General features: G+C 53.1%; 23 protein-coding genes and 1 other annotated feature. Of the genes, 9 read left to right on the top strand and 14 right to left on the bottom strand.

Annotated features, from left to right (window positions below):
- Positions 1-34: 34 nt before the first annotated feature.
- Positions 35-1672: a medium-chain fatty-acid--CoA ligase gene (gene fadK / locus OGX94_RS21850; RefSeq protein WP_218667472.1), complete on the top strand. Its 1638-nt coding sequence runs from the start codon at positions 35-37 to the stop codon at positions 1670-1672.
- A 67-nt stretch (positions 1673-1739) separates the two neighbouring features.
- On the opposite strand, the gene ppsA is transcribed toward fadK, so the two are convergent.
- On the bottom strand, positions 1740-4118 hold the full coding sequence (gene ppsA, locus OGX94_RS21855; protein ID WP_003832604.1) for a phosphoenolpyruvate synthase: 2379 nt from the start codon (positions 4116-4118) through the stop codon (positions 1740-1742).
- 328 nt (positions 4119-4446) lie between these two features.
- On the opposite strand from ppsA, the gene ppsR reads away from it, so the two are divergent.
- The 8 genes from ppsR to OGX94_RS21895 all read left to right on the top strand — a co-directional run bounded on the left by ppsR (position 4447) and on the right by OGX94_RS21895 (position 12530).
- Positions 4447-5280 carry a posphoenolpyruvate synthetase regulatory kinase/phosphorylase PpsR gene (gene ppsR / locus OGX94_RS21860; RefSeq protein ID WP_003030553.1) on the top strand — a complete coding sequence of 278 codons (834 nt, stop codon included), beginning with the start codon at positions 4447-4449 and terminating at the stop codon, positions 5278-5280.
- 126 nt (positions 5281-5406) lie between these two features.
- On the top strand, positions 5407-6453 hold the full coding sequence (aroH, locus tag OGX94_RS21865; RefSeq protein ID WP_003832600.1) for a 3-deoxy-7-phosphoheptulonate synthase AroH: 1047 nt from the start codon (positions 5407-5409) through the stop codon (positions 6451-6453).
- Between the two features lie 170 nt (positions 6454-6623).
- Positions 6624-6812: a hemin uptake protein HemP gene (gene hemP, locus OGX94_RS21870; RefSeq protein ID WP_003832599.1), complete on the top strand. Its 189-nt coding sequence runs from the start codon at positions 6624-6626 to the stop codon at positions 6810-6812.
- Positions 6813-6886: 74 nt separating this feature from the next.
- Complete coding sequence (locus tag OGX94_RS21875; protein ID WP_286569943.1) at positions 6887-8869, top strand: TonB-dependent hemoglobin/transferrin/lactoferrin family receptor; 1983 nt, start codon at positions 6887-6889, stop codon at positions 8867-8869.
- A gap of 47 nt (positions 8870-8916) precedes the next feature.
- Positions 8917-9948 (top strand): hematinate-forming heme oxygenase ChuS, encoded by a 1032-nt coding sequence (gene chuS, locus OGX94_RS21880; RefSeq protein ID WP_164562862.1) that lies wholly within the window; start codon positions 8917-8919, stop codon positions 9946-9948.
- Entirely contained in the window at positions 9945-10766 is an 822-nt protein-coding gene (locus OGX94_RS21885) for a heme/hemin ABC transporter substrate-binding protein (RefSeq protein WP_257661670.1), read from the top strand. Before chuS ends, OGX94_RS21885 begins: the two co-directional genes overlap by 4 nt.
- Positions 10766-11758 carry a FecCD family ABC transporter permease gene (locus OGX94_RS21890; protein WP_003832595.1) on the top strand — a complete coding sequence of 331 codons (993 nt, stop codon included), beginning with the start codon at positions 10766-10768 and terminating at the stop codon, positions 11756-11758. Before OGX94_RS21885 ends, OGX94_RS21890 begins: the two co-directional genes overlap by 1 nt.
- Positions 11751-12530 carry a heme ABC transporter ATP-binding protein gene (locus OGX94_RS21895; RefSeq protein ID WP_126956219.1) on the top strand — a complete coding sequence of 260 codons (780 nt, stop codon included), beginning with the start codon at positions 11751-11753 and terminating at the stop codon, positions 12528-12530. The genes OGX94_RS21890 and OGX94_RS21895 overlap by 8 nt, the downstream gene beginning before the upstream one ends.
- On the opposite strand, the gene selO is transcribed toward OGX94_RS21895, so the two are convergent.
- From selO to infC, 13 genes are all read right to left on the bottom strand, one after another.
- Positions 12527-13969, bottom strand: coding sequence for a protein adenylyltransferase SelO (gene selO / locus OGX94_RS21900; protein WP_003832593.1), 1443 nt, complete (start codon positions 13967-13969; stop codon positions 12527-12529). The genes OGX94_RS21895 and selO overlap by 4 nt on opposite strands.
- A gap of 61 nt (positions 13970-14030) precedes the next feature.
- A complete protein-coding gene (locus OGX94_RS21905; RefSeq protein ID WP_003832592.1) occupies positions 14031-14744 on the bottom strand; it encodes an EAL domain-containing protein in 714 nt (237 codons plus the stop codon).
- A 318-nt stretch (positions 14745-15062) separates the two neighbouring features.
- Positions 15063-15527: an NlpC/P60 family protein gene (locus OGX94_RS21910; RefSeq protein WP_003832591.1), complete on the bottom strand. Its 465-nt coding sequence runs from the start codon at positions 15525-15527 to the stop codon at positions 15063-15065.
- 77 nt (positions 15528-15604) lie between these two features.
- The gene (gene btuD, locus OGX94_RS21915; RefSeq protein ID WP_003832588.1) at positions 15605-16354 is read right to left on the bottom strand and encodes a vitamin B12 ABC transporter ATP-binding protein BtuD; all 750 of its coding nucleotides are present in this window, start codon (positions 16352-16354) and stop codon (positions 15605-15607) included.
- Positions 16354-16905, bottom strand: a complete 552-nt coding sequence (locus OGX94_RS21920; RefSeq protein WP_003832585.1) for a glutathione peroxidase — start codon at positions 16903-16905, stop codon at positions 16354-16356. The genes btuD and OGX94_RS21920 overlap by 1 nt, the downstream gene beginning before the upstream one ends.
- A 60-nt stretch (positions 16906-16965) precedes the next feature.
- Positions 16966-17946 (bottom strand): vitamin B12 ABC transporter permease BtuC, encoded by a 981-nt coding sequence (gene btuC / locus OGX94_RS21925; protein ID WP_003832584.1) that lies wholly within the window; start codon positions 17944-17946, stop codon positions 16966-16968.
- A gap of 121 nt (positions 17947-18067) precedes the next feature.
- A complete protein-coding gene (ihfA, locus tag OGX94_RS21930; protein ID WP_003030571.1) occupies positions 18068-18367 on the bottom strand; it encodes an integration host factor subunit alpha in 300 nt (99 codons plus the stop codon).
- A 4-nt stretch (positions 18368-18371) separates the two neighbouring features.
- Positions 18372-20759 carry a phenylalanine--tRNA ligase subunit beta gene (pheT, locus tag OGX94_RS21935; RefSeq protein WP_257661668.1) on the bottom strand — a complete coding sequence of 796 codons (2388 nt, stop codon included), beginning with the start codon at positions 20757-20759 and terminating at the stop codon, positions 18372-18374.
- A gap of 15 nt (positions 20760-20774) precedes the next feature.
- A complete protein-coding gene (pheS, locus tag OGX94_RS21940; RefSeq protein WP_003832580.1) occupies positions 20775-21758 on the bottom strand; it encodes a phenylalanine--tRNA ligase subunit alpha in 984 nt (327 codons plus the stop codon).
- 124 nt (positions 21759-21882) lie between these two features.
- Positions 21883-22007, bottom strand: a sequence feature (Phe leader region).
- Positions 21958-22002 (bottom strand): pheST operon leader peptide PheM, encoded by a 45-nt coding sequence (gene pheM, locus OGX94_RS21945; RefSeq protein ID WP_001386830.1) that lies wholly within the window; start codon positions 22000-22002, stop codon positions 21958-21960. (Overlaps the previous feature by 45 nt.)
- A 120-nt stretch (positions 22008-22127) precedes the next feature.
- Entirely contained in the window at positions 22128-22484 is a 357-nt protein-coding gene (rplT, locus tag OGX94_RS21950) for a 50S ribosomal protein L20 (protein WP_003030578.1), read from the bottom strand.
- A gap of 55 nt (positions 22485-22539) precedes the next feature.
- Positions 22540-22737, bottom strand: coding sequence for a 50S ribosomal protein L35 (gene rpmI, locus OGX94_RS21955; protein WP_003030583.1), 198 nt, complete (start codon positions 22735-22737; stop codon positions 22540-22542).
- A gap of 96 nt (positions 22738-22833) precedes the next feature.
- Positions 22834-23376 (bottom strand): translation initiation factor IF-3, encoded by a 543-nt coding sequence (gene infC / locus OGX94_RS21960; RefSeq protein WP_048997935.1) that lies wholly within the window; start codon positions 23374-23376, stop codon positions 22834-22836.
- Between the last annotated feature and the right edge of the window lie 2 nt (positions 23377-23378).

Below are 23378 nucleotides of genomic sequence, written 5' to 3' on the forward strand. Positions count from 1 at the left end.
AGATGTATGCCGAAATCATCCTGGGAATAACTTCATGAGTATCACACTAACGTTTAACGCCGAACGTCGCGAAGTCTGGCGGCAACAGGGTTTATGGGGAGATGCTTCGCTTGGCGATTACTGGAACCAAACTGCCAGAGCCATGCCAGATAAAATCGCCGTGGTTGATAACCATGGCGCTTCATACACCTATGCTGCACTCGACAGCGCGGCCAGCAGTCTGGCAACCTGGTTTTTAGCCTGCGGTATTCAACCCGGCGATCGCATTGCCTTCCAGTTACCGGGCTGGTGCGAGTTTACGATTATCTACCTGGCCTGCCTGAAAACCGGGGCCGTTTCCGTACCGCTGCTGCCAGCGTGGCGTGAAGCAGAGCTGGTATGGGTGCTGAATAAGTGTAAAGCGAAGATTTTTTTCGCACCGACACTGTTTAAACAGACCCGACCGGTCGATCTGATCCTCCCCTTACAAAACCAGTTGCCGCATCTGCAACAGATCGTTGCCGTGGATAAACTGGCTCCGGCAACTACCTCGCTGGCGCTCAGTCAACTGCTTTTAGCTCCGCCTTTAACCCAGACGATTAATGTTCACGCCGATGAATTGGCGGCGGTGTTGTTTACCTCCGGTACCGAGGGAATGCCAAAAGGCGTAATGCTGACCCACAACAACATCCTTGCCAGCGAGCGTGCCTACTGTGCCCGCCTCAATCTCACCTGGCAGGATGTGTTTTTGATGCCCGCACCACTGGGACATGCTACCGGTTTTCTGCATGGCGTTACCGCACCGTTTTTAATCGGCGCACGCAGCGTATTGTTAGATATTTTCACCCCAACCGCCTGTCTTGATCTGCTGGAGCAACAGCGCTGTACCTGTGTGCTCGGCGCAACACCCTTCGTCTACGACATGTTGTGTAGCATGGAAAAGCGGTCAAGCGATATCTCATCACTACGCTTTTTCTTATGTGGGGGCACAACCATTCCCCAGAAGATTGCCCATGACTGCCAGCAGCTCGGCATAAAATTATTAAGCATTTATGGCTCGACTGAGAGTTCACCACATGCGCTGGTCAATCTCGACGATTCGCTTTCTCGCATGATGAATACGGACGGATATGCCGCTGCAGGCGTTGAAATTAAAGTCGTCGATGAAGCGCGCAATACGTTGCCCGCGGGGGTAGAAGGTGAAGAAGCTTCGCGTGGTCCCAATGTGTTTATGGGCTACCTCAATGAACCCGAACTCACCGCCCGCGCGCTGGATCAAGACGGCTGGTATTACAGCGGCGACTTATGCCGAATGGACGATGCGGGGTACATCAAAATCACCGGGCGGAAAAAAGATATCATTGTCCGTGGTGGAGAAAACATCAGCAGCCGCGAAGTTGAGGATATTTTATTGCAGCATCCTCGAATTCACGATGCTTGTGTTGTCGCGATGCCGGACGAACGCTTAGGTGAAAGGTCGTGTGCTTACGTGGTCCTAAAACCTCCGCATCATTCGTTGTCGCTGGAATCAGTGGTGGCCTTTTTTAGCCGCAAGCGGGTGGCAAAGTACAAATACCCTGAGCACATTGTGATCGTGGAGAAATTACCGCGCACGGCGTCCGGTAAAGTACAAAAATACCAGCTTCGTCAGGATATTATTCAGCGTTTGAGCGTGGAGAGTATTACAGGATAAAGCGCCGGATGGCGATGCTAACGCATCTTATCCGGCCTACGTTGAATAGGCCGGATAAGGCATGATATTACTTGTTCAGTTCAGCCAGACTCAGCCAGGTTTGTACGACGGTGTCCGGGTTCAGCGACAGGCTGTCGATCCCCTCTTCCATCAGCCAGGCCGCGAAGTCTTCGTGGTCAGAAGGTCCCTGGCCGCAAATACCCACGTATTTACCCTGTTTCTTGGCTGCACGAATCGCCATCGACAGCAGTGCTTTCACCGCGTCGTTACGCTCATCAAACAGTTCAGAAACCACACCAGAGTCACGATCCAGACCCAGCGCCAGCTGCGTCATGTCGTTTGAGCCGATGGAGAAGCCGTCGAAGTACTCGAGGAACTGCTCGGCCAGCAAGGCGTTAGACGGGATCTCACACATCATGATGATCTTCAGTCCGTTCTCGCCGCGTTTCAGCCCCTGGCGTGCCAGCTCTTCCACCACCGCTTTCGCCTGAGCAACGGTACGTACAAACGGTACCATCACTTCAACGTTAGTCAGGCCCATGTCGTTACGGACACGTTTTACTGCGTCGCATTCCAGCGCAAAGCAGTCGCGGAAGCTATCGGCAACATAACGGCCCGCCCCACGGAAGCCCAGCATCGGGTTCTCTTCATGCGGTTCATAACGCTCACCGCCGACCAGGTTGGCATATTCGTTGGACTTAAAGTCCGACATACGCACGATGACGCGTTTTGGATAAAACGCCGCACCCAGCGTCGCGATCCCTTCCGTCAGACGACCTACGTAGAATTCACGCGGAGAATCGAAACCTTTCATCATGGCGCGGATTTCATTTTGCAGCTCAGGCGTTTGGTCATCAAACTCCAGCAACGCACGCGGGTGCACGCCAATCATACGGTTGATGATAAATTCCAGACGCGCCAGGCCGACGCCTTCGTTTGGCAGACAGGCGAAGTCGAAAGCCCGATCCGGGTTACCGACGTTCATCATCACCTTCAACGGCAGATCCGGCATGGTCTCCACGCTGGAACTCTTCACGCTAAAGTCGAGCATGTCAGCGTAGACATAACCGGTGTCACCTTCGGCACAGGAGACGGTTACCTTCTCACCGTCTTTCATGCGCTCGGTCGCATCACCACAGCCCACCACGGCCGGGATCCCCAGTTCACGGGCAATAATCGCCGCGTGACAGGTACGGCCGCCACGGTTAGTGACAATTGCTGCTGCTTTCTTCATGATCGGTTCCCAGTCCGGGTCGGTCATGTCGGTAACCAGTACGTCACCTGGTTCGATACGGTTCATTTCGCTGATGTCATGAATGACTTTGACCGGACCCGCGCCAATGCGGTGGCCGATGGCGCGACCTTCAGCAATAATTTTACCCTGAGCATGCAGCGTATAACGCTCCATCACCTGGCCGCGAGAACGCACGGTTTCCGGACGCGCCTGAACAATGAACAGCTTGCCGGTATGACCGTCTTTCGCCCATTCGATGTCCATTGGACGACCGTAGTGCTTCTCGATTTGTACCGCCTGCTTCGCCAGTTCCTGCACTTCTTCGTTAGTCAGGGAGAAAATGTCACGTTGTTCCTGCGGGACATCTTCAATGGTCACCTGCTTACCGTGTTCCTGGGTCGGCGCGTAAATCATGCGGATTTTTTTCGAACCCATTGTGCGACGGACGATCGCCGGACGGTTAGCCGCAAGGGTCGGTTTGTGCACGTAGAATTCATCCGGGTTAACGGCGCCCTGCACGACCATTTCGCCCAGACCCCAGGCAGACGTAATAAAGACGACCTGGTCGAAACCGGATTCGGTATCGATGGAGAACATTACGCCTGAGGATGCGAGGTCAGAACGCACCATCCGCTGAACGCCAGCAGAGAGCGCTACGCCACGGTGGTCATAGCCCTGGTGAACACGATAAGAGATCGCGCGGTCGTTAAACAGCGAGGCAAATACGTGTTTGATGGCAACCAGTACGGCATCAAATCCCTGGACGTTGAGGAAGGTTTCCTGCTGACCGGCAAATGACGCATCTGGCATATCTTCTGCGGTAGCGGAAGAACGCACGGCAAAAGAGGCATTGGCATCGTCCGCTGACAGCTGCGCGTAGGCATCGCGGACGGCATTTTCCAGCTCTGGCTGGAAAGGAGTGTCGATAATCCACTGGCGGATCTGCGCCCCGGCTTTCGCAAGCTCGGTGACATCGTCGATATCCGTTTTATCCAGCAGCTCATAAATGCGCTGGTTTACACCGCTCTGGTCCAGAAACTGGTTAAACGCATCGGCGGTCGTTGCAAAACCATTCGGTACGGAAACACCCATACCTGAAAGGTTAGTAATCATTTCACCCAGGGAGGCATTTTTGCCTCCAACTCTGTCTACATCATTCATGCCGAGTTGGTTATACCAAAGCACCAGCGGTGACGAGCCATTGTTGGACATCGAACAATCCTTATATATGAACGAGGTTAGGAAACTCAATTTTGCGTAATTATCTTGGCATATTTACTCCGTCGAAAAAAACGGTGAATCGTTCAAGCAACTTTATTTTTTATTTTTTCAGATTGTTTCCGCATTTGCGCAAACCCGCGAACCACACGGGATCACCACAAAAACGACCGGTATAAACATTTGTTCCGAAAAATGAAATGTACTTTTCAGTAAATATAAAAATACCGTTTCATTTTATAAAATAGATGCAGCAATATTCGCTTCTGGCAAATTTTAATTTATGCTTTCAGAGAATTATATCTGCCCCAGGATGAGCAAAATGGATAATGCTGTTGATCGTCACGTATTTTATATTTCTGATGGTACGGCCATCACCGCCGAGGTATTGGGTCACGCGGTGATGTCGCAATTTCCTGTCACGATCAGCAGTATTACGCTGCCGTTTGTGGAAAATGAGAGTCGTGCGCGCGCGGTTAAAGACCAGATTGACGCGATCTATCAACAAACTGGTGTGCGCCCTTTGGTGTTTTACTCCATCGTCCTGCCGGAAATTCGCTCGATCATTCTGCAAAGCGAAGGATTTTGTCAGGATATCGTGCAGGCGCTGGTTGCCCCACTGCAACACGAGATGAAACTCGACCCTACGCCTATCGCCCATCGCACGCACGGTCTGAATCCCGGTAACCTCAACAAGTACGACGCGCGCATCGCCGCCATTGACTACACCCTCGCCCACGACGACGGTATTTCGTTGCGCAACCTCGATCAGGCGCAGGTGATCCTGCTCGGCGTTTCCCGTTGCGGCAAAACGCCGACCAGTCTTTATCTGGCCATGCAGTTTGGTATCCGCGCGGCCAACTACCCCTTTATTGCCGATGATATGGATAATCTGGTGCTGCCAGCATCCCTTAAGCCGTTGCAGCATAAATTATTCGGCCTGACCATCGACCCTGAGCGCCTGGCAGCCATCCGCGAAGAGCGTCGTGAGAACAGTCGTTACGCCTCGCTGCGTCAGTGCCGTATGGAAGTCGCTGAGGTAGAAGCGCTGTACCGGAAAAACCAGATCCCCTGGCTGAACAGTACCAATTATTCGGTAGAAGAGATTGCTACCAAGATCCTCGATATCATGGGACTAAATCGCCGCATGTACTAGAATGCTAGTGCATTGGTTCGATTTTTTGTTATTATGCTCGCCACCAGGCAGGATGAGTGTGATATTGTGATGTACATCACTTCCCGGTAGTCCTGCCGTTGAAGCAACAAATTTCTGAGACAAGTAATGAACAGAACCGATGAACTCCGTACTGCGCGTATTGACAACCTGGTCACTCCAGCAGAGCTTGCGCAACGGCATCCTGTTTCGTCCTCCGTCGCCCGTCATGTTACGGACTCCCGACGTCGGATAGAAAAAATTTTAAATGGTGAAGACCCCCGTTTACTGGTGATCGTAGGTCCCTGCTCGATTCACGATCTTGATGCCGCGATGGAATACGCGACACGATTACAGGCGCTGCGCACTAAGCACCAGGCGCGTCTGGAAATCGTAATGCGTACCTATTTTGAAAAACCACGCACCGTCGTAGGCTGGAAAGGCCTGATTTCCGACCCGGATTTGAACGGCAGTTATCGTGTAAACCACGGTATTGAACTGGCGCGAAAACTGCTGTTGCAGGTCAACGAACTGGGCGTCCCCACGGCGACTGAATTCCTCGACATGGTGACCGGCCAGTTTATTGCCGATTTAATCAGTTGGGGAGCTATTGGCGCGCGCACCACCGAAAGTCAGATCCATCGTGAAATGGCCTCCGCGCTCTCCTGCCCGGTCGGCTTTAAGAACGGAACGGATGGCAACACGCGCATCGCCGTCGATGCGATTCGCGCCTCCCGCGCCAGTCACATGTTCCTCTCGCCGGATAAAACCGGTCAGATGACCATTTATCAGACCAGCGGTAACCCTTACGGGCATATCATCATGCGCGGCGGTAAAAAGCCGAATTATTATGCTGAAGATATTGCTGCCGCCTGCGATACCCTGCACGAATTTTCTCTGCCTGAGCATCTGGTGGTCGATTTTAGCCACGGTAATTGCCAGAAGCAGCATCGCCGTCAGTTGGAGGTTTGTGATGACGTGTGCCAGCAAATTCGTAACGGTTCAACGGCAATAGCCGGGATCATGGCGGAGAGTTTCCTGCGTGAAGGCACGCAAAAAATCGTTAGCGGCCAGCCGCTGGTTTACGGTCAGTCCATTACCGACCCATGCCTGAACTGGGAAGATACTGAACTGTTGGTTGAAAAACTCGCCTCTGCAGTTGATAGCCGTTTTTAATGCTGTTCGCCGGGCAATATCACTTTGCCCGGCGCTAATCCCTTGTTTTTCCCTTGATTGTTGTGCAAAAAACGTTCTCGTCACAATTATTTCACAAAAACGCTTGCCGCAAATTTGCAGTTTGATGATAATGATTATCATTGTTACATTGATTGTTATTTTTAAACACTATGTCACGTATGGATAACACAACGGCAACGCCTGCAAAAGACAAAACACCGCCTTCCGTCGCGCCAAACGACCGACGAATTGACAGTAAAACCCTGCTGGGTAACGAAGGACGCGTGATCATAGAACATGATGGTCAGCACTACCTGCTGCGCCAGACCCAAGCCGGAAAACTCATTCTGACTAAATAAACAACACATTTCGCCAGCCACCCAGGTCATACCCAGGCAGCCAGCGCTTTTCGATTTCCTAATGGAGAGTTGCTATGCCTTACCTGCACACCGCTTCCCTGCGCCCATCGCTGTTGGCGCTGGCGATTGTCAGTAACCTGCCCGCCGTCGCCTATGCGGCGGCCGAGGATATGACCGTTACCGCCACCGGCAATGCCCGTAGCGCCTTTGAAGCACCGATGATGGTCAGCGTCATTGACGCCACCGCCCCAGAAAACCAAACCGCCAGCTCAGCTGCCGACCTGTTACGTAGGGTTCCAGGCCTGACCCTTGACGGTACGGGCCGTACCAACGGCCAGGACGTGAATCTGCGCGGGTACGATCGACGCGGCGTTCTGGTGCTGGTTGACGGCGTTCGCCAGGGAACCGACACCGGACACCTGAACAGTACCTTCCTCGACCCGGCGCTTATCAAACGCATCGAAGTCGTGCGTGGTCCTTCCGCACTACTGTACGGTAGCGGCGCGCTAGGCGGCGTGATCGCCTATGACACTGCAGATGCCAAAGATCTACTGGAAGTCGGGCAAAACAGCGGTTATCGCGTGTTCGGTACCGCGGCGACCGGCGATCACAGTCTCGGCATGGGCGCCAGCACGTATGGCCGTACCGATACGCTGGACGGACTGCTTGCCTGGTCCAGCCGCGATCGCGGTGATTTACGCCAGAGTGACGGTACTACTGCGCCGAATGACGAAGCAATTAACAATATGCTGGCGAAAGGTAGCTGGAAAATTAACAGCGCCCAGACGCTGGCCGGTTCGCTGCGTTACTACAACAATGACGCCCGGGAACCTAAAAACCCGCAGACCAGCACGGCGGATGCCAGCAACCCGATGACCAACCGTTCAACGATCCAGCGTGATGCGCAACTGACCTACTCGCTCGCTCCGGCGGACAATGACTGGCTGAACGCTGACGCCCGTATCTACTGGTCCGAAGCGCGCATTAATGCTCAGAATGCAGATAACACTAGCGAATTTCGCAAGCAAACCACCAAAGGCGGGAAGATCGACAACCGCAGCCGCCTGTTTACCGACTCTTTTGCATCTCACCTGTTGACCTACGGCGGTGAATACTATCGTCAGGAACAACAGCCTGGAGGAGCAACAACTGGCTTCCCGGAGGCAAAGATCGATTTCAGCTCCGGCTGGCTACAGGATGAAATCACCCTGCGCGACCTGCCGATTACGCTGCTGGGCGGTACCCGTTATGACTCTTATCGCGGCAGCAGCGACGGCTATGAAGATGTCGATGCCGATAAATGGTCATCCCGCGCCGGATTAACAGTTGCGCCAACTGACTGGCTGATGCTGTTCGGTTCATACGCTCAGGCTTTCCGTGCCCCGACTATGGGCGAGATGTATAACGATGCGAAACACTTCTCGATTGGTCGTTTTTACACCAACTACTGGGTACCTAACCCTAACCTGCGCCCGGAAACCAACGAAACACAGGAATACGGATTTGGCCTGCGCTTTGACGATCTTCTGATGGCGAGCGATGCGCTCGAATTTAAAGCCAGCTATTTCGACACCAAAGCGAAAGATTACATCTCCACCAGCGTCGATTTCGCCGCTGCGACAACCATGTCCTATAACGTACCCAACGCCAAAATCTGGGGCTGGGACGTGATGGCGAAATATTCCACCGACCTGTTCAGCCTTGACATGGCCTATAACCGCACACGCGGAAAAGATACTGACACAGGTGAATACATTTCCAGCATTAACCCGGATACCGTCACCAGCAAACTGAATGTGCCGGTTGCGCACAGCGGTTTCTCTGTCGGCTGGATAGGGACATTTGCTGACCGTTCCACGCATATCAGCAACAGCTACACAAAACAGCCTGGCTATGCGGTAAACGATTTCTACGTGAGCTATCAGGGCCAACAAGCGCTGAAAGGCATGACCACCACGCTGGTACTGGGCAACGCCTTCGACAAAGAATACTGGTCGCCGCAAGGCATTCCGCAGGATGGTCGTAATGGCAAAATTTTCGTGAGTTATCAGTGGTAATCACTTTTCCCCGGTTCGCCGGGGCAGCAATCTGGAAGGAAGAGACAATGAATCATTACACACGCTGGCTGGAACTGAAGAAAGAAAATCCTGGCAAATACGCACGTGATATTGCGGGGTTGATGAATATTAGCGAAGCCGAACTGACCTTTGCTCGCGTCGGCCATGACGCCTGGCGCTTACGTGGCGAAGTGCGCGAAATCCTCGGCGCACTGGAAGCGGTTGGCGAAACCAAATGTATTTGCCGCAACGAATATGCGGTACATGAGCAGGTGGGTACGTTTACCAATCAGCACCTGAACGGTCATGCCGGACTGGTACTCAATCCGCGCGCCCTCGACCTGCGTCTGTTCCTGAATCAGTGGGCCAGCACCTTTCATATCAGCGAAACAACCGCCCATGGTGAGCGCCAGAGCATTCAGTTCTTTGACCATCAGGGAGATGCGCTGCTGAAGGTCTATACCACGCCAAATACCCTCGTTGAGGAATGGGCGGCGTTGCTGACCCGTTTCATCTTTGCAGAAAACCCGCCGCTGGTGCTGCAACCTGCCAACAATTCTGCGCCTGCCACCGTCACGGTCGACGCACAGACCGTTGATCAAGAGTGGCGAGCAATGACCGATGTCCACCAGTTCTTCGGTCTGCTGAAACGCCACGATCTCACCCGCCAACAGGCGTTTAATCTGGTTGGCGACGATCTGGCCTGTAAGGTTTCTAATAGTGCACTGGCGCAGTTACTCGATACCGCGCGTCAGGATGGCAACGAAATTATGGTTTTTGTGGGTAATCGCGGCTGTGTACAGATTTTTACCGGTGTGATTGAAAAACTGGTACCGATGAAAGGCTGGCTGAACATCTTCAACCCAACCTTTACCCTGCATCTGCTGGAAGAGAGCGTGGCCGAAACGTGGGTGACGCGCAAACCGACCGCCGATGGTCACGTCACCAGTCTGGAACTGTTTGCTGCCGACGGTACGCAAATCGCACAACTGTATGGTCAACGTACGGAAGGCGAGCCGGAACAGACGCAATGGCGCACACAGATTGACGCGCTAACGCCAAAAGGACTGGCCGCATGAAAAAACTGCTGGCCCTGATCGCGCTGCTGCCCTTCGCCGCACTTGCTGCGCCCGAGGAGCGAGTTGTTGCCCTCGGTGGCGATGTCACCGAGATCGTATACGCACTGGGAGCACAACCCTCCCTTGTGGCGAGAGACAGCACCAGCCAATGGCCTGCTGCGGCAACCGCGTTACCTGATGTTGGTTATTTGCGCCAGCTCAACGCCGAAGGGATCCTTGCCACACGCCCTACGCTGGTCCTTGCCAGCGCGCAGGCGCAGCCTTCTCTGGTGTTAAAACAGATCGAGCAGAGCAATGTCAGGGTTGTCACGATCCCGGCAAGCAACGATCTTAACGTGATTGATGAAAAAGTTCGGGTTATCGCCGAGGCTACCCATCGGGAGGCCGACGGCGAAACGCTGCGCGCAACGTTACGCCAGGAACTGGCGACGCTCCCGTCGTCTGAACTTAATAAACGTGTGCTGTTTATTCTCAATCATGGCGGGATGACCGCGATGGCTGCGGGCCAGCAAACCGGAGCCGATGCAGCGATTCGTGCCGCAGGTCTACGCAACGCGATGCAGGGCGTTAATCGCTATCAACCGCTGTCACAAGAAGGTGTCATTGCCAGCCAACCCGATTTGGTGGTGATTTCACAAGAAGGTGTTAAGGCGATGGGTGGCGAAGATAATCTGTGGACGCTACCAGGACTTGCGCAAACACCTGCCGGCAGGAATAAACAGGTATTGCAGGTTGACGATATGGCGCTGTTGGGCTTCAGCGTTCGCACACCACAGGCAATTTTGCAGCTTCGTGCTAAAGCGGAGCAATTGCCCTGATGTCCCGGCGGATCACCTGTTCGTTGTGGATGTTGGCATTGATGCTGGTTGTAATGACGGTTCTGGCTACCGGTTTTGGCGCGTTGCGCCTGCCGGTAAGTCTGCTCTGGCGTGATGGCGATGAGGCACTGCGTCAAATCTGGCTCACGATTCGTCTGCCCCGCGTCCTGCTTGCGCTGGTGATTGGCGGCTCTCTGGCGCTCGCTGGCTGCGTGATGCAGGGGCTGTTTCGCAATCCACTTGCAGACCCTGGATTACTGGGAATAAGCAGTGGTGCCGCCTGCGCTGTGGCCCTGTGGGTGGTGCTGCCTGTCTCCTTGCCCGCGCTGCTGATGTTGTATGCTCCAATGCTGGCCGCTTTTTTCGGCGCGCTGGCGGCAACCGTAGTGATTTTTATCCTTAGCCAACAGCGCGACGGTTCACTCTCACGCCTGCTGCTGGTCGGCATTGCCATTAACGCGCTCTGTGGGGCGGCGGTTGGCGTTTTGTCGTGGGTCAGTAATGATGCGCAACTGCGCCAGCTGTCGCTATGGGGGATGGGAAGTCTGGGGGCCGCGCAGTGGTCCACACTGTTGGCTGTCACTTCACTGACAATCCCGACAGTGCTGATCATCTGGCGACTTGCTCCGGCGCTGAATCTTCTGCAACTGGGTGAGGAAGAGGCGCATTATCTCGGCGTTGATGTGCGTACAATCCAGCGTATTTTGCTGCTTTGTAGCGCACTACTGGTTGCCTCAGCCGTGGCGGTAAGCGGCGTGATTGGCTTTATCGGGTTGGTCATCCCACATTTAATACGTATGTGGCTCGGCTCAGACCATCGGGCCGTTATTCCGGGTTCCGTGCTGGCGGGCGCGTTTTTATTGCTGATTGCCGACACACTGGCCCGTACGGCGGTTGCGCCTGCGGAGATGCCGGTCGGTCTGTTGACCAGTCTTCTCGGCGCACCGTGGTTTTTATGGCTTATTTTTCGTCAGCGAGGACCGCATGGCTGAACATTTCATCGCTGAAGGGCTTCACTATCACGTAGCTGGCAGACCAGTGATTGACGACGTATCGCTCGCCCTTACAAAAGGTGAACTGGTGGCGCTCATCGGTCCGAACGGTGCGGGGAAATCCACTCTACTGCGACTGCTGACCGGTTTTCTGAAACCGGCTACCGGGCGCTGCGTGCTGTCGGGCAAACCGCTGGAGGAGTGGCCTACCCAGAAGCTGTCACGACACCGGGCGGTGATGCGTCAGCAAACACAGTTGGGGTTTGACTGGCCGGTAGAGGCCGTCATCGCGATGGGGCGCGCGCCCTGGAGCCAACGACCGGAACCTGGGCTTATTGCACAGGTAATGGAGATGACCGGATGTACGCCTCTGGCAGGCCGGCAATACGCCGCGCTTTCCGGCGGCGAGCAACAGCGAGTGCAGTTAGCCCGTGCACTGGCGCAACTCTGGTGCGATGGCGCGCCTCGCGGTTGGTTATTCCTTGATGAACCGACCTCCGCGCTGGATCTTTACCACCAGCAGCATTTGTTGCGCATGCTAAAAACGCTAACCGCTTCGGGTGGGCTGCATGTGTGCATTGTGCTTCACGATTTGAACCTCGCCGCACTGTGGGCAGACAGAATAGTGCTGCTGCACAACGGCAGGCTGGTGTCGCAGGGAACACCGGAAACTGTGTTACAGGCCGATGATCTGAAGCGCTGGTACGGTGCTCAGGTACACGTTGGCCAGCATCCGGCCAACGCCTCCCCGCAGGTATTTCTGGCCCCTTAGCTTGAACAACTCACTTCCAGCCGTTTGCCCCAGTCAGGTGGACGGCTGGCATAGTCATCATCACGATCGGCAAACGGGGTACGCAACGCCTGGTGCAACCGATGCAGTTCAGCGTAATCCCCCTGCTCTGCCTGACTAATCGCCCGTTGCGCCAGCCAGTTACGTAATACCATCGCCGGATTTGCCGCCTTCATCTGTGTTTGTCTGACTGCATCGGCAATATTGTCTTGCTGAAGGCGCGAGCGATACCGCGTGAACCAGTCGTCAAATGCTGCGCGGTCGATAAACTCATCGCGCAACGGAGATTGCGCACTGTGCTGCTCCGTTTCGCTGAGCATGCGAAACGTTCGCGTATAGTCGCTTCTTTCTCGCGCCATCAGGCTAAACAGTTCGCTAAGCAGTTCGTTATCGTCTTTCTGCTCGCTAAAGAAGCCGAGCTTTTGCCGCATCCGCTGACCGTAGCGAGTTAACAGCGCCAGCTGGTAACTGTCCAGCGCATCATTGAGCGCCTCGACCGGGATAAATGGCGACAGGGTTTGCGCCAGACGTTGCAGGTTCCACAACGCGGCGGCCGGTTGATTATCGAAACTGTATCGCCCCTGGTTGTCAGAGTGGTTGCAGATATAATCGGGCACGTAATCATCAAGAAAACCGAATGGACCGTAATCCATCGTCAGACCCAGAATCGACATGTTGTCCGTGTTCATAACACCATGTGCAAATCCTACCGCCTGCCAGTCAGCGATTAACGTCGCAGTACGCGTGACAACATCGTTAAACCACAGCTGATACTTATCGGCTTCTTCCTGCCATTGCGGCCAGTAATGGCGAATCGCAAAGTCAGCCAACTGGCGCACTTTTTCCGGCTCTCGGCGATAGTAAAAATGCTCAAAATGGCCAAACCGCATATGGCTTTGCGCCACGCGAATGAGCATCGCCCCCGCTTCGACCGTTTCGCGATAAACCGGCGTGTCGCTGGTGACAATCGACAATGCCCGCGTGGTCGGTATTCCCAGGTAATGCATCGCTTCACTGGCCAGGCTTTCACGAATGGTCGAGCGCAGCACGGCACGCCCATCACCCATGCGGGAATACGGCGTGAGTCCGGCGCCTTTCAGGTGCCAGTCAAACGTTGAACCATCCGCGAGCTGTTGTTCGCCCAGCAGGATCCCACGTCCGTCGCCAAGCTGACCAGCCCAGACGCCGAACTGATGCCCACTATAAACCTGGGCTAAAGGCGACATCCCGGGAAGCAACGATTCGCCTCCCCAAACGCCTGCACCAGTCGGAATATCAAATAGCGCCGCAGGAATTGCTAATTGCTCCGCCAGCGCATCGTTATGCCAGATAAGGCGCGCGTTTTTCAGAGGGGTGGGTGAAAGCGCGGTATAGGTTGCTGGTAGTTCATCACGCCAGCGAGTGGTAAAAGACAGGGTCATAGGGCCTCCTGCCTCTAGTGTAGACTGTTAATAGCCTGTTAAACACCAGCAAATAAAAGGGTTATATCTTAGCGAGCGAAATTATCTGCGCAGGAGGCACCGCAGGCCACAATCCTCCCTGCATGGCACTGAATCCCACAGGCAAGACGCGCTCCAGCATCTCTTGTGTATCAATTCCGCTAATGATTATTGACTCACAGCTGGGCGATAGTTGCGCCAGAATAGCCCGCATAAACGGTTCAAACGAAATATGTGTAATCCTTTGTTGAACAAAGTTTTTATCCAGCACGACGCGTTTGAACAGGCCGTCAAAAATTGCCCGGGTTGATATACCACCAGAACCATAGTTTGTCAGGACTAATGGAAATCGCGCAGCAAGTGCGGCCAATATTGGATTATCTTTACCTTTGTTTAACTCCGGATAGCTTTCATTAATAGTCAGCTCCAGAAATGAAAATCGTTCAACTTGTGAAGCAAGTTCAGTATCTGATAATAAAGTATTAGCAACTGCTGGCGTTAAATTAATCCAGGCGGATACTTTTCGCTGAATAAAGAAATGTTGGCACGTTTCGATTAATTCTAGTTTTTCTACAAATAAACGACATTGTTCGTCGTCTGACATCCGAGGTAGGACCAGCTCGGTGGGTATACGCACATCCCCATGCGCACTGGCGAAACTGGTGATGATATCGACGAATTCAAGATCGCCTTTTTCGCTTCTCGCAGGAAGAAAAGAGAACTCAGAATGGTAAAGATTATCCAGTGAAACAATCATCGTGCCAGCCCCGCTGCATGGGTGTTATCCGGCATCCTGTAGCAAAGGATGGAGAAATACGTTACTGCTGATGCAAGTAGAGGCCCTTTCATTTTTCCCTTTTTAGCCGGTAAATCGAATCCTTTTTTTTAGCTTATCCTGATTATAAGCGAATATCCAGCTTTGCACTTTTTAATATCTCGGAATAAATCATATTTTTAGCAAGATACGCTCTTAATGTTCAGGGGTATTGTCTAACCAAAAGCAGAAATAAAAGTTAACTTTCAAATGGTGATGTTGAGGCTGCACACTCGATGGCAGCCTCGGAGTTACGGGGGATTAAATACGTCGTGCCTGCCAAAAGTTTTTACGCCAGTAAACATTATCCAGAGACGAGCGCATCACGCCACGGCTGGTTGAAGCATGAATAAACTGATTATTGGTATCGTAAATACCAACATGCAGACCGCTTTCCCCAGACCCGGTTTTAAAGAAAACCAGATCGCCTGGCAGCAAATCATCTTTATCAATTTCGGTACCAATCTTTGATTGCGTACGCGTATCGCGCGGAAGTTGCAGGTCGAATTTATCGCGCATCGTCATCAAAACAAATCCAGAACAATCCACCCCACTACGACTCATACCGCCATAACGATAGGGTGTGCCATGCCAGGTTTGGAGCTGATCATTAAGACCGGCGATAACGGCAATAGAATCCGACAAGCGGGCATTTGGCGCAGGCGCACGATGGCTGCTGCAGCCCGCCAAAAACAATGCTGTGATGAAAAGGAGCCAAAAGCGCATTCAGTACGAATCCTCTGAATTTTATTTTTATGCCAATTTAGCGTGGAAATTATATGATTTTCAAGAACCCATTTCACTTAAGTGGTTGATATGAGCATTCTGTGCCCTTCAATATCCAAACGTCGGAAGTTGACGCCATAGGCCGCAGACAGATTGGCCGGCGTCAGTACCGCATCTCGTGAACCACTGGCAAGCAGTTTCCCGCGTTTGAGTAGCCAGGCTTTATGCGCATGGCGTAAGGTGTGATTAAGGTCATGGCTACTCATCACAATCGCTATGCCCTGCAAACACAGCTGACTCAACAGTCGGTCCAGTGCGTTTTGTTGCGCGACGTCCAGACTGTTCATCGGCTCATCCAGCAGTAAAAGCTGACCTAATGGATTCGCTTGTGGGCAAATCTGCAGGATAACCGCAGCCAGGCGCACACGCTGCCACTCACCGCCGGAGAGTTGGTTCACGCCGCGCCCCAGTTTATCTCCCAGACCGAGCGCATCGGCGATCTCCTGTAACAGATCGGTGCGTTCTTTGTCGGGTTGATGCAGCGTCAGAAAATGCCAGACCGGCATGGCAAACGGCGGATTTTGCTGTTGCGCAAGATAGGCGCGATATTGCGCCAGCCTGGCGGCCGGCCATTCCTCCAACGGCATATCACCAAAAGTGATACTGCCCTCTCCGTTTGTCAGACCCGCCATACGCGCCAACAGCGTACTTTTTCCGGCACCGTTTGGTCCCACTAAATGCAAGATCTCTCCTGCTTTTATCTCACCAGAAAGCGGGCCGAGACGGGTCGATTCCGCGACGTCCTGTAGCTGCATCAATCGAGACATTAGTTTGCCAGCGCCTGCTTGATGGTTTGCACCAGGATGGGATCCTCAGGCGTCATATCCGGTGAGAATCGTTGCAGCACTTTTCCATCGCGACCCACTAAAAACTTCTCGAAATTCCACAGGATATCGTCCGGGTAGAGCGGCGCACGACCTTTGCTCGCCATTCGCTCGTAGAACCCACTGTCCGCAGGCGCAACGGCCGTTGGCGCGGCATCAATCAGCTTCTGATACAGCGGATGGCGTCCCTCGCCGTTGACGTCAATTTTGCTGAACATCGGGAAAGTTACGCCCCATGTGGTACTGCAGTACGTTTTTATTTCCTCTTCGCTGCCCGGCTCCTGGCCCAGAAACTGATTGCAAGGGAAACCAAGAACGCTGAAGCCCTGTTGGTGCCAGGCTTTCTGCAGATTCTCCAGTTGCTCGTACTGCGGCGTCAGCCCACATTTTGAAGCAACGTTGACGATTAACAGCACATTCCCGGAATACGGCTGCAGTGAGGTAACCTCGCCGTCGATGGTCGTCACTTCTGTATCGAGGATAGTGTTTTGCATAGCATCTCCAGAACAACAGGTGGATTTTCAGTTTTTAATCATAGACCGAACCAACGCGTTCTAGCGCGCGGCTTTTAACAATAGCCAGATAAATACCGGCGCACCCATAGTGGCCGTTACCACGCCGATAGGTAACTCAGCCGAGGCCAGCACCAAACGCGCGACAACATCAGCAAACAATAATGCGATTGCGCCAGCCAACGCACAACCTGGCAGTAAAACACGGTGATCGGTGAGGCCGCACAGTCGCAAAATATGCGGGATCACAAGCCCAATAAAACCAATCGCCCCTGCCAGAGCCACGCTCACGCCAACCATCCAGCCTGTGGCAACCACCAGCAGGTTGCGCCAGAACCATAATGGCAGTCCCAGCTGACGCGCAGAAGTCTCTCCTAACGCCAGCATATTCATCGGCTGCGACTGACAGCAGATCCACACCAGTACCGGAATCAACGCCACCATGAGCCAAGCCTGATGCCAGTCTACGCCACCGAAGCCCCCCATCATCCAGTACATCAGCTGTCGTAAGTCAAACGAGGTAGAGAAGTAGATAGCCCATGTCATCAGCGCGCTACAGATTATCCCCAGCGCCACCCCCGCCAGCAGCAGACGGCTGGTAGACAGATGTCGACGGGCGAAACGTAGCAAAATAAGCGTGATAATCAACGCCCCGGCAATGGCGCAAAGGCCCAACGCCCAGCCGGGGAGTTGCCCCTGCCCCAGCAGCACCGCCGCGATAAGCCCGACTCCCGCGCCGTTAGATACGCCCAGTAATCCAGGCTCTGCGAGCGGGTTTTCAAACAGAGCTTGCATCACTGCGCCAGATAAGGCCAATGCAGCGCCTACCAGCAAAACGGCAAGAGTACGGGGAAGTCGAATTTGCCAGACGAACAGATCGCCGCGGGCGCTGAACCAGTCGCCGGGAGCGATCCATTGTTCTCCTGCGCACAAGCTTAGAATCGTTGCCAGTAGCATAAGTACTGACAGTGACAGTATCCAGCGTACGTTTCGACGCTGCTGTTGATGGGCGAAAGTCAGCATGTTTTCCATTCTGCTGAAAAGAGATGGAGGTGATTCTACGGTGCTGATTCGGTAGTGAAAAGGAAAAAGGCCGCATAGCGGCCTTTTTAGTTATACGCGCCATACTCTGCGTATCGTTAAATCACTCTTCTTTGGGCGTTGCGTTTTCAACCCGGCTTTTTAACTTCTGTCCGGGTCTGAAGGTCACCACGCGCCGTGCTGTAATGGGAATATCTTCGCCCGTTTTCGGGTTACGGCCCGGACGTTGATTCTTATCACGCAGATCGAAGTTACCAAAACCAGAGAGTTTTACCTGCTCACCATTTTCCAGAGCACGACGGATCTCTTCGAAAAACAGCTCGACCAGTTCTTTGGCATCCCGCTTGCTAAGCCCAAGCTTATCAAACAGATATTCTGACATTTCAGCTTTTGTAAGCGCCATAGGTTCAATCCCTCAATGATGCCTGGAATCGCTCTTTTAATGCCTCTACACATTTGGCGACGGTAGCGGCAATCTCCTCTTCTTCAAGTGTACGGCTGGTATCCTGAAGGATCAGGCTGATAGCGAGGCTCTTATAGCCCTCCGCAACACCCTTACCGCGGTACACGTCAAATAAGTTTACGCCAACTACCTGATTTACGCCAACTTTCTTACACTCGGATAAAATATCCGCAGCGGGAACGTTTTCTGCCACAACGACTGCGATATCGCGACGGTTCGCTGGGAAGCGAGAAACTTCACGCGCCTGAGGCACCACGCGGTCTGCGAGCTTATTCCACTCCAGTTCAAACACCAAAGTGCGACCGTTCAGATCCAGTTTACGTTCCAGTTCAGGATGAACAACCCCAATGAAACCAATACGTTCACCTTTCAGATAAATCGCCGCAGACTGACCCGGATGCAGTGCTGGATTCGCTTCAGCTTTGAACTGAATGTCCCCCAGTTTTCCGGTCAGGTCGAGAACTGCTTCCAGATCGCCTTTCAGATCATAGAAATCAACGGTCTCTTTTGCCAGATTCCAGTGTTCATCATGACGGTTACCGCAGATCACGCCAGCCAGCATCAGATCCTGACGGATCCCGAGGTTGGCCTGCGTATCTGGCACGAAACGTAAACCCGTTTCGAAAATACGTACGCGGTTCTGCTGACGATTCTGGTTATACACTACCGTAGACAGCAAGCCAGTCCACAGGGACAAACGCATTGCCGACATATCAATAGAGATTGGGCTTGGCAGCAGCAGCGCTTCTTCACCCGGGTGCAGCAGCGACTGGACTTTCGGGTCGACGAAGCTATAGGTAATGACTTCCTGGTAGCCTTTGTCATTCAGCATGGTTTTTACACGTTTCAGCGACAAATCCGCTTCACGATGCGTACCCATGATAAGACCCGCCTGAATCGGCGTGTTCGGGATATTGTCATACCCGTATACGCGGGCGACTTCTTCGACCAGGTCTTCTTCGATTTCCATATCGAAACGCCAGCTCGGCGCGACCGCTTTCCACTCATCCTGCCCTTCCGTCACGTCACAACCCAGACGACGCAAAATGTCACTCACCTGCTCATCGGTAATATGGTGTCCGATCAGACGATCCAGTTTGCTACGACGAAGCGTAATGGTTGCGCGTTTTGGCAGCGTGGCTTCGTTCGTCACGTCAATGACTGGGCCCGCTTCACCGCCGCAGATATCAATCAGCAGGCGCGTTGCACGTTCCATGGCCTTATGTTGCAGCGCAGGATCGACACCACGCTCATAGCGGTGAGATGCATCGGTGTGCAGGCCGTGACGACGCGCGCGACCGGTAATAGACAGCGGGCTGAAGAATGCACATTCCAGCAGGACGTTTTGTGTTTCATCGTTCACACCGGAATGTTCGCCACCAAAGATGCCGCCCATCGCCAGCGCTTTGTTGTGGTCCGCAATCACCAGCGTATCTGCATTCAGCTTCGCTTCGCTGCCGTCCAGCAATACCAGGGTCTCACCCTCTTTTGCCATACGGACAACAATTCCGCCTTCAATGCGGTCTTTGTCGAATGCGTGCATCGGCTGGCCCAGTTCGAGCAGCACATAGTTAGTCACGTCAACCACGGCATCGATAGAACGAATACCGCAACGGCGCAGTTTTTCTTTCATCCACAGCGGGGTCGGCGCTTTAACATTGATGCCTTTCACCACGCGGCCCAGATAGCGTGGGCAGGCTTCCACGGCTTCAACCTGAATCGGCAGGACGTCGCTAATGGTCGCGGCTACTGGCGCGATTTCCGGTTCAACCAGCGGGGCTTTGTTCAGTACAGCAACATCACGCGCTACACCGATGATGCCTAAGCAGTCGGCGCGGTTCGGCGTGACGCTGATTTCGATGGTGTTGTCGTCAAGCTTCAGGTATTCACGGATATCGGTGCCAATTGGCGCATCGGCAGGCAGTTCGATAATCCCGTTATGATCGTCGGAAATACCCAGCTCGGAGAACGAGCACAGCATGCCTTCAGACGGTTCACCGCGCAGTTTCGCGGCTTTAATTTTGAAATCGCCCGGCAGAACGGCACCAACGGTTGCCACAGCCACTTTCAACCCCTGACGGCAGTTTGGCGCACCGCAGACGATATCCAGCAGGCGGTCGCCGCCTACATTCACTTTGGTGACGCGCAGTTTGTCAGCGTTCGGGTGCTGGCCACATTCAACCACTTCACCTACCACAACGCCATTGAACGCGCCGGAAACAGGTTCCACACCGTCAACTTCAAGACCCGCCATCGTGATTTGGTTTGACAGCGCATCGCTATCAATCGCCGGATTTACCCATTCGCGTAACCACAGTTCACTGAATTTCATTGTTTTATCCTGCCTTTATTTAAACTGTTTGAGGAAACGCAGATCGTTTTCGAAGAAAGAACGCAGATCGGTAACGCCGTAACGCAGCATGGTCAGACGCTCCATACCCATACCGAATGCAAAGCCGGAATAGATTTCCGGATCGATGCCAACATTACGCAACACGTTCGGGTGAACCATCCCGCAGCCCAGCACTTCCAGCCATTTGCCGTTTTTGCCCATCACGTCAACTTCCGCAGATGGTTCAGTAAACGGGAAGTAGGAAGGACGGAAACGTACCTGCAGGTCTTCTTCAAAGAAGTTGCGCAGGAAATCGTGCAGCGTGCCTTTCAGGTTGGTGAAGTTGATGTTGGTATCAACAATCAGCCCTTCCATCTGGTGGAACATTGGGGTGTGAGTCTGATCGTAATCGTTACGATATACGCGGCCCGGGGCGATAATACGGATCGGCGGCTGTTTTTCTTTCATGGTGCGGATCTGCACGCCGGAAGTCTGCGTGCGCAGCAGACGCGTCGCGTCAAACCAGAAAGTGTCGTGGTCAGCGCGCGCCGGGTGATGGCCAGGAATGTTGAGCGCATCGAAGTTATGATAGTCATCTTCGATTTCCGGACCGGTCGCCACGGTAAAGCCCAGCTCACCGAAGAAACTTTCAATCCTGTCGATTGTACGCGTTACAGGATGCAGACCGCCGTTTTCGATACGACGCCCAGGAAGGGAGATATCGATCGTTTCTTCAGCCAGACGAGCATTCAGTGCAGCGCTTTCTAATTCGGCCTTACGTGCGTTCAGCGCTTGCTGTACCTGCTCTTTAGCTTCGTTAATCACCGCACCTGCTGCCGGGCGCTCTTCTGGCGGCAGTTCGCGCAGGGTTGTCATCTGAAGGGTCAAGTGCCCTTTCTTGCCCAAATATTCGACGCGGACATTGTCTAACGCGGCAACATCTGAAGCCTGGTTAATGGCGGCCGTTGCACTGGCAACCAGCTCTGCGAGATGTGACATGGTTTTCCTCGTTATGTTGCGATATTCACTAGTCGCTCGTATATACGCAAAATCATTCAAGTTGTATCAACGCGGCCAAAGAGCGAATGCAGCCAATATAGAGACAACTTGAAGGATGACGCGTATAAAAAAAGCCTCCACCAGGGAGGCTTTTAGGCGCTGTTTTCCGTTTCTTCTTTCACGCGCAAGCCTCCTGAGTTCAGGTGCTAAAGTAAAAGAAGAAGCGGAAAATAGCAGCATTCATGCTTGCGTTACCTTGTGTGGTAAAAACCGGACAACCTTTATTGAAAAGGCTTACGGATAAATTGTCAACTAATTGATTGCTCTACAAATAAAAGAGAGGGAGCCAGGCTCCCTCTTTTCACCGGCTTATGCCAGAGCTGCTTTCGCTTTTTCGACCAGAGCGGTGAACGCTACTTTGTCGAATACTGCGATGTCAGCCAGGATCTTACGGTCGATTTCAACAGAGGCTTTTTTCAGGCCGTTGATGAATTTGCTGTAAGAAATACCGTTCTGACGTGCTGCTGCGTTGATACGCGCAATCCACAGTTGACGGAACTGACGCTTTTTCTGACGACGGTCACGATAAGCGTACTGACCAGCTTTGATAACAGCCTGGAAGGCAACGCGGTATACGCGAGAACGCGCACCGTAGTAGCCTTTAGCTTGTTTCAAAATTTTCTTGTGACGTGCACGGGCAACTACACCACGTTTTACGCGAGCCATATGTGCTCTCCTGTATCTATATTCTTAGTAAAAAAATGAATTAAACGTTAACGGCTTATGCGTACGGCAGGCACGCGATAACCAGACCCAGATCGCCTTTAGACACGAGGCCTTTTGGACGCAGGTGACGTTTACGCTTAGTAGATTTTTTGGTCAGAATATGACGCAGGTTTGCGTGCTTACGCTTAAATCCACCACCACCGGTTTTTTTGAAACGTTTAGCAGCACCGCGTACGGTCTTAATTTTTGGCATTTTAATAACTTCCACTTCGCATTGTTAATAAACGAAACGTAGGCGAACAACGGCTGCGGAACCCGTAGGCTCCACAGACATTGCTACTTGAAGGCCTTACTGTTTCTTCTTAGGAGCGAGCACCATGATCATCTGGCGGCCTTCGATCTTCGTAGGGAAGGATTCGACTACTGCCAGTTCACTCAGATCGTCACGGACGCGGTTGAGCACTTCCATACCGATCTGTTGGTGGGCCATCTCACGACCGCGAAAACGCAGCGTGATCTTAGCCTTATCGCCATCTTCCAGAAAGCGTACCAGGCTGCGGAGTTTTACCTGGTAATCGCCATCGTCGGTGCCAGGACGGAATTTAATTTCCTTAACCTGGATAACTTTTTGCTTTTTCTTCTGTTCCTTAGAAGACTTACTCTTTTCATAAAGGAACTTGCCGTAGTCCATAATACGACAAACTGGCGGTTCGGCGTTAGGGCTGATTTCAACTAAATCTACTCCAGCTTCTTCAGCTTTTTCGATCGCTTCTCTCAGACTCACAATACCCAAAGCTTCGCCTTCCAGACCTGTTAAGCGAACTTCCAGGGCGCGAATCTCGCCATTGATACGATTCGGACGTGCCGTTTGAACTCGTTTTCCGCCTTTAATAC

The organism is Citrobacter sp. Cpo037, assembly GCF_030332945.1.
Lineage (GTDB): Bacteria > Pseudomonadota > Gammaproteobacteria > Enterobacterales > Enterobacteriaceae > Citrobacter > Citrobacter portucalensis.

What these genes read in the sequence shown, in the direction of transcription:
- OGX94_RS21875 (WP_286569943.1), top strand. Translation starts at nt 6,887, where the DNA reads ATGCCTTACCTGCACACCGCTTCCCTGCGCCCATCGCTGTTGGCGCTG.
- fadK (WP_218667472.1), top strand. Translation starts at nt 35, where the DNA reads ATGAGTATCACACTAACGTTTAACGCCGAACGTCGCGAAGTCTGGCGG.
- OGX94_RS21910 (WP_003832591.1), bottom strand. Translation starts at nt 15,527, where the DNA reads ATGCGCTTTTGGCTCCTTTTCATCACAGCATTGTTTTTGGCGGGCTGC.
- pheS (WP_003832580.1), bottom strand. Translation starts at nt 21,758, where the DNA reads ATGTCACATCTCGCAGAGCTGGTTGCCAGTGCAACGGCCGCCATTAAC.
- ihfA (WP_003030571.1), bottom strand. Translation starts at nt 18,367, where the DNA reads ATGGCGCTTACAAAAGCTGAAATGTCAGAATATCTGTTTGATAAGCTT.
- selO (WP_003832593.1), bottom strand. Translation starts at nt 13,969, where the DNA reads ATGACCCTGTCTTTTACCACTCGCTGGCGTGATGAACTACCAGCAACC.
- btuC (WP_003832584.1), bottom strand. Translation starts at nt 17,946, where the DNA reads ATGCTGACTTTCGCCCATCAACAGCAGCGTCGAAACGTACGCTGGATA.
- ppsR (WP_003030553.1), top strand. Translation starts at nt 4,447, where the DNA reads ATGGATAATGCTGTTGATCGTCACGTATTTTATATTTCTGATGGTACG.
- aroH (WP_003832600.1), top strand. Translation starts at nt 5,407, where the DNA reads ATGAACAGAACCGATGAACTCCGTACTGCGCGTATTGACAACCTGGTC.
- OGX94_RS21895 (WP_126956219.1), top strand. Translation starts at nt 11,751, where the DNA reads ATGGCTGAACATTTCATCGCTGAAGGGCTTCACTATCACGTAGCTGGC.
- OGX94_RS21905 (WP_003832592.1), bottom strand. Translation starts at nt 14,744, where the DNA reads ATGATTGTTTCACTGGATAATCTTTACCATTCTGAGTTCTCTTTTCTT.
- OGX94_RS21890 (WP_003832595.1), top strand. Translation starts at nt 10,766, where the DNA reads ATGTCCCGGCGGATCACCTGTTCGTTGTGGATGTTGGCATTGATGCTG.
- OGX94_RS21885 (WP_257661670.1), top strand. Translation starts at nt 9,945, where the DNA reads ATGAAAAAACTGCTGGCCCTGATCGCGCTGCTGCCCTTCGCCGCACTT.
- chuS (WP_164562862.1), top strand. Translation starts at nt 8,917, where the DNA reads ATGAATCATTACACACGCTGGCTGGAACTGAAGAAAGAAAATCCTGGC.
- OGX94_RS21920 (WP_003832585.1), bottom strand. Translation starts at nt 16,905, where the DNA reads ATGCAAAACACTATCCTCGATACAGAAGTGACGACCATCGACGGCGAG.
- rpmI (WP_003030583.1), bottom strand. Translation starts at nt 22,737, where the DNA reads ATGCCAAAAATTAAGACCGTACGCGGTGCTGCTAAACGTTTCAAAAAA.
- ppsA (WP_003832604.1), bottom strand. Translation starts at nt 4,118, where the DNA reads ATGTCCAACAATGGCTCGTCACCGCTGGTGCTTTGGTATAACCAACTC.
- rplT (WP_003030578.1), bottom strand. Translation starts at nt 22,484, where the DNA reads ATGGCTCGCGTAAAACGTGGTGTAGTTGCCCGTGCACGTCACAAGAAA.
- hemP (WP_003832599.1), top strand. Translation starts at nt 6,624, where the DNA reads ATGTCACGTATGGATAACACAACGGCAACGCCTGCAAAAGACAAAACA.
- btuD (WP_003832588.1), bottom strand. Translation starts at nt 16,354, where the DNA reads ATGTCTCGATTGATGCAGCTACAGGACGTCGCGGAATCGACCCGTCTC.
- pheT (WP_257661668.1), bottom strand. Translation starts at nt 20,759, where the DNA reads ATGAAATTCAGTGAACTGTGGTTACGCGAATGGGTAAATCCGGCGATT.